The organism is Acidovorax sp. HMWF018 (assembly GCF_003061035.1).
Lineage (GTDB): Bacteria > Pseudomonadota > Gammaproteobacteria > Burkholderiales > Burkholderiaceae_C > Acidovorax > Acidovorax delafieldii.
Window position 1 is genome coordinate 1 of the sequence record NZ_QAIM01000285.1, and the last position, 9,837, is coordinate 9,837.

Below are 9,837 nucleotides of genomic sequence, written 5' to 3' on the forward strand. Positions count from 1 at the left end.
GATGTCGTAGATGGCCGGGGCGCCGTAGTGCTTGATGTCGTTGAACACCTCGTCGCTGATGGCAACCTTCATCGGCTTGTCGCCTACCGCGTTGGGTGTCTCGACCTGGGTGTCGCTGATGAAATAGACGTTGGCGCCCTTGATGATTTCACCGGTTTTTTCGCTGGTGAATTCGTACCGGTCGGCACGCAATACGAGGACGGTTTCGCTCATGATGATTTCCTTTGGGGAGAAGGCCTTAGGCGGCCAGTTGGAGTAGTCCGCTTCGGTAGTCGAACGCGGGTCTTTCGCGCACCAGGCTGGTACAGCGCCTGGCGTTTGCACGAACGGGGGAGAAATCAACGGGCAGCATTTGCCCCTGACGCTCAATGAGTTGCATGTCGGTGGCGAGCCAGGACACGCCAGCTTCTTCGAGTTGTTTGCGAAGGCGGTAGAAGGTCGGTCGAGTGACGCGCTTCTTCATGTCTTCCTCGCCATGGGTGGCAAGACCCAGCCAGAAACCGTGCAAGCGGGCGGCCAGCTCCGGTGAGTGAAGGGCTTCTACGCGATCCCGCACCGCCAGGCTGGAACGGACCACGTTCACACCATCACGACCCTCGCGCATCAGGCGGGCAATTTCCTTGTCAAAGACGGCCTGCAGGTAGTCGGTGGTGACCTCGCGCACCTTGGGCTTGTGACCGAAGTCGTAATCGAGCTTCTCCGCGTGTACTTCCACCTCTGCGCGCAACCGGTTGTTTGCCAGCCGCTGGATAGCGGCCACCTTGCGATAGGCCTGGCGTTGGGCCCAGTCGGGTGCCGCGTCACGCGGAGCGGCTTCCTTGAATGCGTTGGTCAACACCCAGGCCAAGCGCTTGCGGTCGTTCTTCTGGAACTCGGGGCCCTTGTGGTACAGCTTGATCGTGGTGGTGGTGCCCGGGACGAAGATGGACTCGTTTCCGTACTTCTGCATCTTCCGGCGTGGAAAGGCCACGTGGTAGATGCCCTCGAAAAACTCCTGCACGGCTTGGTAGGGCAACTGGAAGGACTCGGCCCAGTCCACACGCTGGACGGTCCAATTGCCGGTGTGGGGCAGTTCAATGCCCATGAGCTGCTGCAGAAGCGTGCGCACGTTCTCGCAGGCCGTCTGCAGGTCCTCGATCACCCCATAGACGTTCTGGCCGTACATGGTCTTTGGGACTGAGCACTCCACGATCAGATAGGGCGGGCTAGGGTGCCATTCGGGCTTGCCGCTCTTGGACTTCTGGCAGTCCTCGTACATGGGTTTGACCATGATCCGCGATTCGTAGGAGCCCTTGAGGTTGGTGCGGGTGACTTCCCACAGCAGCTCGCCGGTTTCGTTGAGCACCTGGCAGTAGCTCTGCCCTTGGGCTTTGACCTTGTCCACGACGTTGCGGGGCATGTAAGGGCTTTTGATCCGTACCGTATCGAGTCCCATGAGCTGCTGCGCTTCGCTGGCTGCTGTCTCACTCATGAGACTCATACGGGGTGTTACTGCCCGTGAAGGGGAGAATTTGTGCTGTTGCACGGCGAGCCTCCGGGGGGCAATGAGGCGCGGTCTTTGCGCCAGAAAAGGGACGGCGATGCACGCCCGTGGCAGGCTGTGTGGGCGTGCGATGCAACGCGCGGGTGGTGGGGGTGGTCCACCAGGCGAAGGCGGGCTGTGCGGGCTTCTGGCTCATACCTTCACCCAGGGCCACAGCAGCGCGAGCTGTACGGGCTTGAGGAACAGGAAGACGCCCTCGTGGTCGATGGAGAACGAGAACGGGCCGGTGTTGGCCGATGGGTTGGAAAGCACGTACCAATCGAGCTTGGCAATGCCCAAATCGAGCTTGACCATGATTCAGAGTCTCTGTGTGGTGTGTTGATGGGCTGACCTGGGCCTGGTCTGCAGCGGGGCGCTGTGGCCCTGCGTCCAGCCCACCGCGCGTGATGAAAACCGTGCGGGGGTCCTGCCAGGTCAGGAGAAAACCGGCAGCGCGCCAAACGGCCACATAGCCGTCGAAACACTGCAGCTGGCGGAAGCGCTTGCACCGGCCATCGGGTAGCGTGGCCCTGGCGATCCACCCGCCGCCGTCTGCCTGATCCACCGCCCTGGCGGACCTGGTTCCCTCCCCCCCCGCATGCACTGGCGTGCAAGCGGGTGCCCCGGTCGGCGCCTTGTGGCGCCACGTCTGGGCAGGGCGGGGGGATGCGAAGGCTCCCTGTTCGGCATTAAAGGTGGCCGCCTGGCTGCTGTGCGCGTGTCTGCCGCAGTCGTTGCGCGTAGGCCAGTCGGTGCCCGCTGCTGTCCGAGCGAACGCCGCAGACGCAACAGGCCTGAAACCCGCATCAGAACTGGGTTTTGAAGGTTCTGACCGCATCAAAATCACCGTCCGGTGGTCTGATTGCGTGCTGTCGGATCGCTCTTGGACGCAAGCGCCAGCATCAAAAGCAGTCCGATCACGCCGGCGGCAAGGGCTGCGCCCTTGCCAGAGCCGGCGACCATCGAGATAGGCGTGGTGAAGGTGTTCATGCTGCCTCCGCTTCGGCATCGGCAGGGTCAGCCTCGGGCAGCAGGTCGGCCAGCGGCGATGCCGCCAGGTAGCCCGACAGCCAGTCGCCCATGGTCTTGGGCTGGGCACCTTCGGGCAGCTTGCGGGCGATGTTCCGGCCCTGCAGCATCAGGATGGCCACGTAGTTCAAGGCCAGCAGGGCGAAGATTTCGCGGATCGCGTTCTCGGTGGCTTCCGAGAATTCGCCACCGAAAAATCCACCCGTGGCGAACTCGGTGTTCAGGATGTCGCCCACCTTGAGGCGGTTGGCCTCGATCAGGTCAGCGAGCTTTTCCGCCTGGGCTGCGGGCACATCCTCAGACAGCAGGATGGCAGGGCGCGTGATGCGCTTGACCATGCCGCCCAGGCCCTGCAGCAGGTCTTGGTCGCTGGTGTCCTGCGCTTCGGGGAAGTCCTGGCCCTGTTCCTCGTATTGGGCTTCGAGGTAGGTGCGCAGTTGGGCCTGCTGGGAGGCAGAGAGATTGCGAGTTTCGTTGCGGAACTCGCTGATGTAGGCCTTGGACAGGCCGGTCCCCTCTGCAATTGCCGCAACCGTTAGGTTGAGGTCTTTGGCTGCCTGGCGCAGTTGCTCGGGCGTGACGCCCCTTTTTGATGCACTCATACGATTCCTTCGTCATTCCGCGAAATGCATCATTGCGAGATTGCAATGTATTGTTTCGAGGATGTGCGAAGAATACCGCTTGCAATTTTTAATTGCAAGAGTGAAATGAAAAATTGCTTATCGCGAGTGTTCTAGCGTTGCTTGCGTAGCTCGTCGGCCATATCGAGCAGTAACTGATTGGCTCGTTCTTGGGCGCCCTGATCGAACTTCTTGTTCGTTCCGCGAGCTAGATCAACCAGCAGGCGCATCGCAGCTTCGGCGTGACTCAGGTGCGCGCTTGCCAGCACGTAGGCCATCCAGGCATAGCCTTCAGGCTCTGAACGGGAGAGCATCCCGTACCTCTGGTAGTCATTGCTTTCGTGAAATGGCGCATCGTCGCCATAGATCAGATAGTTAGGCGTGATCGTGAGAGCTTCGCAGAGCAAGCGAATTTCCCGAGGGGAAGGGCGGTTGGTGCCCGATTCGTACAGTGAAAGAACTGCACGAGAGATGCCTTTGTCTTCAGAGTCGAGACTGCGAGTTAGATCGGCCAGATCGCCCTGCGTTAGATTTTTTGCTTTGCGGTTTTCTTGAATCCGCTGCCCAAGATCATCTTCTGGCGCACTGCGGAATCTGCCGGGTTGCCTCGTTCCGGGCGGCTGTCGCTTGCTCCTATCCCCTGCTTCTATTGCTAAAGCGTCGGCCTGAGCCGCTAACCCAGCAAGGCTATCGAGGGCTGAACCTTGAGGTTGTTGAGGGGTCTTGCGAGTCACCATCGTGGCAGTTTACAGCGCGAGGCTATCTGCCAAACAAGCCGCGGTTCTTGGGGAGCCGCGATCCTCTACAACTCTTTGTGAACGCGAGCACCAGAGCGCTCTGCGGCCATGGCAAGCCGCATTCTTTTGTAGATGGCGGCGTGTGCCAAAGCGTTGTTGGGCCAGAGTTTCCGGGCAGACTCATAATCCTTTGGTCGTTGGTTCAAGTCCAACACGCCCTACCACCCTCGCTCGCAGGGTGAATCCATCAACAATCGATGTGTTTTGTGATCCAAATCGCTGAGTTTGTTTTTGGAACCTTCATCGTGCATTACAATCTCGGCTTGCGTTGAATTGACTGTCTGTTTGCATGGCCTGATCCAGGAAAGCAATCAGAAAGAAAGCAAATTTCAAGGACCGCCAAGAAATCATGCTATAATTCGAAGCTTAGCGGCTGTAGCTCAGCTGGATAGAGTACTTGGCTACGAACCAAGGGGTCGTGGGTTCGATTCCTGCCAGCCGCACCAACAGGTAAGCCCTGAGTCTGAAAAGACTCAGGGCTTTTTCCTTTTGGGCGTCCTGCTACACCACACTGCTACAAGGTGTGGATCATGGACGGGTTTTATCGGCGTGGAGATGTGTGGTGGGCACGCCTGGCGGTTCCGGCGCGGCTGCGCCAGGCGGCAGGGCGGCGCGAGTTCGTACAGTCATGCCGCACCACCGACAAGCGCGCCGGGCGCGTGATCGCGTCTGAGTTGTTGGCCCAGTGGCGGCGACACCTTTTCGAGCTGGAAGGCGGAAGAGTGGATATTCAGAAGTTGGTCGGCAGTGGCCCGGCCCTGGTGACCGTCGGGCATCTATCGCTTCGGCGTGCGGTGGAACTGCTGGGCTTCGACCTGGGCGACTTGGTGCGGGCCGCAAGCGCTGGGCGGATCGGTCTCCACTGCAGAATTCCGCCAGGGGCCGCAGAAGGCTTCCTCATGCCGTCGCAGTCGCTTGAGCCTGTCGATGCCGAGCTGGGCCACGCTGGCGGCGTGGTGATCCCGAGCCCCAATGGAGCCCCCAACGACAGCATCCGCGCGCAGATGGTGGGGCAGGTGCTGCCCCTGGTGGATTCGGCCATCGTGGCCGGTCAGGTGCTGGCTGGTGAGTTGGGCGCGGTTGAGCTGGTGTGCATGGAGGCGCCAGGACGGCCAGGGTGGCTCTACGTGCCCGATGTGGCGCCCGTTGTACCGGTGGGTAGCCTGGAGGTGCTGGCTGTTGAGCTGGAGGCGCTGCGGGCCGCTGTAGTAGCCGTGATACCGGCTGAGCGCATGATGGCAAAGGCAGTGACGGCCCCAGAGCCCCCAACATTGCCCCGTGGTGGGAAGTGGGCGGGCAAACGCTTTTCTGAGGCGCTGGATGCGTACTGTGCAAGCCCCGATGGCCTGCCCAAGAACCTGACCTCCACGATGGACCAGCGCCAGCGCAAGGCCGGGATGCTGCTGTTTCCAGAGTTCATGGGTGATCTGCGCCTGGGCGAAATTGATGGTGATGTGCTGCGCACGTACCGCGATGGGCCGTTGAAGACGTTCCCTGGCAATGCGAACCATCTGCCGAAGGAGGTCAAGCGCACCACTATGAAGGCGACTGTCGAAGCTCTGCGCGCGGCGCGCCCTGATTGGCCGTTGATGAGTGCCGAAATGCAGCGTGAGCGCATGCAGTGGTTGCGCCGTTTTTTTGCGTGGCTAGTCGCCCGTGAGTACATGGATGCGGACCCATCGGCGGGCCTGGCAGGCGAGACGGGAGTGTCGAAGGCCGATGCGAAAGCGGCGCGCCGGGATGCTGCAGCTGCGCGCAAAGAATCTGGTGATGATGATGACGGGCGTGGGCCGTTCTCTGACGAGGAACTGAAGGCTATCTTTTCGCAGCCTCTGTTTGTGAACGGTCATGGCCGCCATGTTGTGGGCGCCGAGCGTTGCGGGCCACATGAGTTCTGGTTGCCGCTGCTGGGGTTGTTCGGTGGCTTGAGGTTGAAAGAAGCGTCTCAGCTCTACCTTGCGGATGTGCGCCAAGTGGATGGTGTGTGGTGCTTGGATGTGAACGAGGCCACGGCGGACAAGAGCTTGAAGAATGAGCAATCTGCCCGCCTTGTGCCGCTGCATCCGGCGCTGGTCGCGGCTGGTTTCCTAGACTACTGCGATGGGTTGCTGCGTGAAGGCTTCCGGCGCGTGTTCCCCGAGCTTTCATGCGTTGCATCGGATGCCAGATACGCCAAAGACTCGGGCCGGAGAATGTCTCAGATGCTGGAGAAGCTGGGCATGCCGCGTGATGGTGGCCGGGTGTTCCATTCGTTCCGGCACAACATGAACAATGCGCTGCTGCGGGTGTCTGCTGAGGTTCTGGGCTTTGCCGATGCCACCCTAGTACGGGTGGCCCGGTACGCGCTTATGGGGCACGATCTACCGCCTGGTGAGCGCGATGTGAATACAGCGAGCTACCTGCGGGTGAAAACGAGTGAGAAGGGGGCCGTGGTGGCCGCTGTGCAATATGAGGGCCTGCCTGCAGTGAAGCGGTTCGATATTGACTGGGGCATCGAGGCGATCCGGGACGCACTGGGCCGCAAGCATGGCGACCGCAAGGGCAAGGAAGACCTGGGCGAGGTCCGGACGCGCCGGGGTGAATAACCGGCTGTTTTACCTATAAGGGCTGCGTTGTCCTTGTGTTCCGGGGCGGTTCCTGGCGCGAGTGCATTTTTGAAGCCCCGAGATGCCCATCGTGGCGGGTCCACTCTTATAGGGAGTGGTCCCGGCCTCTCAGTTGCTTTCAAGCTCAGCCGGGTAACGTTTGAGCCGTTTCAGAACACCATCAGGTTTGACCCGGTACACGGCAAGGATGGAGTTGACGTTGCGCAGCACGACGTATTCTTTGCCGTCGGTGCTTTTCTGTGAACCGGATTTGCTGGATGGCTGTTCTGTCCCACCGCTACGGAAGTAGGCAGCAAAGGCGCGTTGCTTGAGTTCGTCCATCGTGTTGTGAATGTCAGTTGTTTGGGGCGGCGGCATTGTAGTGAGCCCGTTTGCGAAAACCGCGCCCTTCTGGAAAATCTGGGAAAAAATTTCTTGAAGGGCATCAGGTGTGGCCCTTTCACAGATAGGGGGTGCAAGGTCAGCGACCTGCTACCGTGGTGGCAATGGCCTATGCGGTTGAGCGGCGCAGCCGCGATGCGCTGATGGCCCGGGCTACTGGTGTTGGCGCCTTCTTGTCTTTCTTCTCTTCTGTCGGGTTGGTGAAGCCAGTTGTCCCCCTACCCCACAGCGCTCTGTAGGGTGGGGGCTGGCTTGACCACCTGACCTGTTCACCGCCGGGGCGGTTGTCGGTATTGGTTTCTTCTCTGCGCACGGTCACAGCTTGTTTCGAGACGGGCACCAGCGCAGTCAGCCATGCGCCTGTCTCTCACCCCACGCACCCTGTAACGACTACGACTCATCGCCGCGCCCTGTCGGTGCTGCCGCTGTGTGGGGTTCCCTCTAGCGGCTTTATCTTCCCCGTGCCGAGCGTATGGATGCCGACAAGCACGGGTGCTTACATGGGAGTTAGAACACCCGGTTCAAGACCTCCCGGGCGTAGTGGTGCGCGCTTTCGTGGGCATCTGCCAGCTCCACGATGACGACGTTACCGTCTGCGCCATCTTGGATAGCGAGGAAGTCCACCCCGTTGGAGTCCGTCAAGACGAATGTCCGACTGCCTCCGTTGTCGTAGGTGAACAGGCATTCGCAGGTTTCGTAGATGGCGGCGAACTCGCTGGTGTCGATGGCGCGGGCGCTCAAGCCTGAGGTGTGCTTGTTGGTGTGTGTCATAGGTTCCTCTCGTTGGTGATGATGATCAGGCCGCACGCTTTAGCAGCGTTGCGGGCTTGGTGGGGGTAGTGATCGGGCGCGCCTTGCGCCATTGCCAGGGCTGCAGCTCGCCGTGGTCGTCCACGACGTAGAACGCTGGTTTACTAGCGACCTTGATACTGGGGTCGGCCGCGCGCACGGCGTCGATGAAGTCCTTCAAGTCGCAGGGCCGATAGAGGGCAACAAGTCCGTGCTGGGCATATGGGCGCAGTCGGAGCCCGTGGAGGCTTGGCACCGGGACGCCCTCTCGGGGATTCCTACGAATGTCCGCCAGCCAGGCGGCCCACGCGACGGGGGTGCCCAGCTTCAGGGTGAGCAGCGTCACGGTTTCCTGCGTGTTCAGCAGCTTGATCGTTTTGCGTGTCATGGGATTTGCTCCTTCTTCTTGTTGTTGATCCTGGTCGCGCTCAGGCGCGGTCTATTCGTCGTGTACCTGGGAGGCATACCGGTCGGCAAGTGCAACAAGCTGCGCGCCGAGCGTGTGAGCATCCTTGAGCCCCACCCGGACGCGGCCTGAGGCTGCTGGGGTTCCCCATTCCAAAACGATGCCGTGAGCGGTTGCCACTGCTCTGACGCTAGCGAGTTGAGGCGCCTTGCCAACAACTGCGGCACGGGCCATCAACCGACCCTTGATGAAGCGGTCAACGTCCAACGACATGTAGCAAGGGCGTTTGCCTGCTTCTTGATGGTGTTGCAGTGGCGCATCCCGGTCGTCGCGGCGCCAGTTGGTTAGGCGCTGTTGCCAAGTGGCGGGCGTTTCGCCGAGCGCATCGGCGATCTTCTCGACCGTCTCCCGTACCGACAGCGGCCAATTTTCTTGGTCTTCTTGCCTCATTGGTTCCTTTGGGCCTTGCGGCCCCGAGTTGTTTTGATCGCCGAATTTTATATTGTCTAAATTGTCGTGTCAAAACGTGTCATTCTGGGTAAAATACGAGCTGACTACAAATTAAACGTCCGTCTTATCACTTCGTCAGGAGCGCTCGTGCCACCAGAAACCCGCCATGCCGCCGTCGCCTACTACCGTGTGTCCACCGCCGGACAGGAGCAATCGGGGCTTGGTCTTGACGCGCAGCGTGAAGCGGTTGCCCGTTATCTGAAAGGCGCTGGCTGGGAGTTGGTGGATGCGTTCACCGAGACGGAAACCGGCAAAGGGTCAAACGCCCTGGCCAAGCGCCCGCAGCTCCGGGCGGCCCTTGAGCTGTGTAAGCGGCGAGGCGCAACGCTCGTCATTGCTAAGTTAGACCGCTTGGCCCGAAACGTGAATTTCATTTCCGGCCTGCTTGAGGCTGGGTGCGAATTCGTGGCCGCAGATATGCCCCAGGCGAACAAGGTGATGATTCAGATGCACGCAGTGATGGCCGAGTGGGAGCGGGACCAGATCAGCCAGCGGACGAAAGATGCCCTGGCAGCGGCAAAGGCAGGGGGCAAGAAGCTGGGAACGGCAGGGGCTGCAAACTTGCGCAGGAATATCGAAGAGCGCCGGGACGCGGCAAACGATTTTGCCGCCAAGCTGGCGGGCGTGGTGGAAGGGTTCCAGGCGCGCGGACTGAGTCAGCGTCGGATGGTGGCTGAGCTGAACACCGTGGGCATCAAGGCCCCACGCGGCGGGGCTTGGTCATTGAGGCAGGTGCAGCACCTGTTGGCGCGCCTGAAGGCTGATGCCCCTGGCGAGGCCGCGCGCGGTATCTGGTGATGCTATGCCCGGTCGCCCAAATCGCCCTCCCTCGTGATCATTGGGAAGTTGCTGCGTGCAGGGAAGCGCATAAACGCAACGTAACCTTTGTAACAATCAAAGATTCACACTAGATAGCAAGGCAGTAGATGAAGCTCAGACTGAACAACACTCGGGAATTTGTTGATCCAGACGGGACCGTCGTGATGGCAGCGATTAAGTCATTGAAGCACGATAACGTACTGTTTCTGGAGCATGGCGCCGACTACGTCGATTGCTGGTGCGAGAACGAAAATTCATTCCATTTTCAGTACCAGGACGGGAAGACCCTGCAGATTTTTGAGACTGAAGAGATGATTACCGCCGATGAGTTGGCGTCCATCTACATGAGATTCCTGAG

General features: G+C 60.3%; 13 protein-coding genes, 1 tRNA gene and 1 pseudogene. 5 read left to right on the plus strand and 10 right to left on the minus strand.

What is annotated here, in order from left to right; all coding sequences use genetic code 11:
• The 6 genes from DBR23_RS10655 to DBR23_RS10670 all read right to left on the minus strand — a co-directional run.
• A partial coding sequence (locus tag DBR23_RS10655; protein ID WP_146191304.1) for a hypothetical protein occupies positions 1 to 213 on the minus strand: 213 nt, incomplete at its 3' end.
• 25 nt (positions 214 to 238) lie between these two features.
• A complete protein-coding gene (locus DBR23_RS10660; protein WP_158276449.1) occupies positions 239 to 1,471 on the minus strand; it encodes a phage/plasmid replication protein, II/X family in 1,233 nt (410 codons plus the stop codon).
• Between the two features lie 204 nt (positions 1,472 to 1,675).
• A complete protein-coding gene (locus tag DBR23_RS29620; protein ID WP_158236081.1) occupies positions 1,676 to 1,837 on the minus strand; it encodes a hypothetical protein in 162 nt (53 codons plus the stop codon).
• A 528-nt stretch (positions 1,838 to 2,365) separates the two neighbouring features.
• Positions 2,366 to 2,512, minus strand: a complete 147-nt coding sequence (locus DBR23_RS29625; RefSeq protein WP_158274175.1) for a hypothetical protein — start codon at positions 2,510 to 2,512, stop codon at positions 2,366 to 2,368.
• Positions 2,509 to 3,153 (minus strand): helix-turn-helix transcriptional regulator, encoded by a 645-nt coding sequence (locus DBR23_RS10665; RefSeq protein WP_108498227.1) that lies wholly within the window; start codon positions 3,151 to 3,153, stop codon positions 2,509 to 2,511. The genes DBR23_RS29625 and DBR23_RS10665 overlap by 4 nt, the downstream gene beginning before the upstream one ends.
• 131 nt (positions 3,154 to 3,284) lie before the next feature.
• Positions 3,285 to 3,908 carry a helix-turn-helix domain-containing protein gene (locus DBR23_RS10670; RefSeq protein ID WP_108498228.1) on the minus strand — a complete coding sequence of 208 codons (624 nt, stop codon included), beginning with the start codon at positions 3,906 to 3,908 and terminating at the stop codon, positions 3,285 to 3,287.
• A 429-nt stretch (positions 3,909 to 4,337) separates the two neighbouring features.
• Here DBR23_RS10670 and DBR23_RS10675 point away from each other — a divergent pair.
• The 3 genes and pseudogenes from DBR23_RS10675 to DBR23_RS10680 all read left to right on the plus strand — a co-directional run bounded on the left by DBR23_RS10675 (position 4,338) and on the right by DBR23_RS10680 (position 6,553).
• A tRNA-Arg gene (locus DBR23_RS10675) sits at positions 4,338 to 4,414 on the plus strand.
• Between the two features lie 84 nt (positions 4,415 to 4,498).
• A pseudogene (locus DBR23_RS32250) lies at positions 4,499 to 4,657 on the plus strand (DUF6538 domain-containing protein); the annotation flags it as partial.
• Positions 4,658 to 4,996: 339 nt separating this feature from the next.
• On the plus strand, positions 4,997 to 6,553 hold the full coding sequence (locus tag DBR23_RS10680) for a hypothetical protein (RefSeq protein ID WP_146191305.1): 1,557 nt from the start codon (positions 4,997 to 4,999) through the stop codon (positions 6,551 to 6,553).
• 129 nt (positions 6,554 to 6,682) lie between these two features.
• Here DBR23_RS10680 and DBR23_RS10685 read toward each other — a convergent pair whose 3' ends face one another.
• The 4 genes from DBR23_RS10685 to DBR23_RS10700 form a co-directional block, all read right to left on the minus strand.
• On the minus strand, positions 6,683 to 6,895 hold the full coding sequence (locus DBR23_RS10685; protein WP_108498230.1) for a hypothetical protein: 213 nt from the start codon (positions 6,893 to 6,895) through the stop codon (positions 6,683 to 6,685).
• Between the two features lie 567 nt (positions 6,896 to 7,462).
• A complete protein-coding gene (locus DBR23_RS10690) occupies positions 7,463 to 7,726 on the minus strand; it encodes a hypothetical protein (RefSeq protein ID WP_108498231.1) in 264 nt (87 codons plus the stop codon).
• A 25-nt stretch (positions 7,727 to 7,751) separates the two neighbouring features.
• Positions 7,752 to 8,132 carry a hypothetical protein gene (locus DBR23_RS10695; protein WP_108498232.1) on the minus strand — a complete coding sequence of 127 codons (381 nt, stop codon included), beginning with the start codon at positions 8,130 to 8,132 and terminating at the stop codon, positions 7,752 to 7,754.
• Between the two features lie 51 nt (positions 8,133 to 8,183).
• Positions 8,184 to 8,600: a hypothetical protein gene (locus tag DBR23_RS10700; RefSeq protein ID WP_108498233.1), complete on the minus strand. Its 417-nt coding sequence runs from the start codon at positions 8,598 to 8,600 to the stop codon at positions 8,184 to 8,186.
• Positions 8,601 to 8,747: 147 nt separating this feature from the next.
• Here DBR23_RS10700 and DBR23_RS10705 point away from each other — a divergent pair, with 147 nt between their 5' ends.
• Both DBR23_RS10705 and DBR23_RS10710 read left to right on the plus strand, forming a co-directional pair.
• Positions 8,748 to 9,458 (plus strand): recombinase family protein, encoded by a 711-nt coding sequence (locus DBR23_RS10705; RefSeq protein ID WP_108498234.1) that lies wholly within the window; start codon positions 8,748 to 8,750, stop codon positions 9,456 to 9,458.
• 128 nt (positions 9,459 to 9,586) lie between these two features.
• Positions 9,587 to 9,837: hypothetical protein (locus tag DBR23_RS10710; RefSeq protein ID WP_146191306.1), on the plus strand; the 251-nt coding region annotated here is incomplete at its 3' end.